Origin of the sequence: Micromonospora sp. AMSO12t, assembly GCF_008806585.1 — a bacterium.
GTDB lineage: Bacteria > Actinomycetota > Actinomycetes > Mycobacteriales > Micromonosporaceae > Micromonospora > Micromonospora reichwaldensis.
On sequence record NZ_WAAS01000604.1, the window covers coordinates 1 to 484 of the forward strand.

The 484-nt window shown below is 62.0% G+C and carries 2 protein-coding genes; both read left to right on the forward strand.

All coding sequences use genetic code 11. The features are described 5' to 3' along the window. Positions 1–228, forward strand: a 228-nt coding sequence (locus tag F6X68_RS33140; RefSeq protein WP_192581668.1) for a polyprenyl synthetase family protein, incomplete at its 5' end; no start/stop codon positions are given. 55 nt (positions 229–283) lie between these two features. Then, a partial coding sequence (locus F6X68_RS33145; protein WP_255474829.1) for a 1-deoxy-D-xylulose-5-phosphate synthase N-terminal domain-containing protein occupies positions 284–484 on the forward strand: 201 nt, incomplete at its 3' end.

Here is a 484-nt window from a genome sequence, read left to right on the forward strand (position 1 = left end):
CAGGATGACATCCTGGATGTCGAGGGCGATGTCGCGGTTCTCGGCAAGACCACGGGCGCGGACGCGGCGCTCAGCAAACCGACCTATCCCAGCACCGTCGGCTTGGCAGCCGCCCGGGATCGAGCCCGAGATCTGCGCGACCGTGCCATTGCCGCGTTGACCCCGTTGGGCCCCCGGAGTGCGCGTCTGGTCGAACTGGCTCAGTTCGTGGTCAGTCGCATCAAGTAGCTTGACCCTTTAGAGGTTTCAGGGCCAGTCTTGGCTCAGTGTACAATTCACCACAATGACCGGCCCTAAATACCCCCTGCTCGAAACGATCGATACCCCGGACGACCTGCGCCGGCTATCGCCCACGAAACTTCCAGAGCTCGCCCAGGAGCTGCGAGAGTTTCTCATCCACAGCGTGAGCACCCGTGGCGGCCACTTTGCCGCTGGCTTGGGTACTGTCGAACTCACGATAGCCCTGCACTACGTCTTCAATACG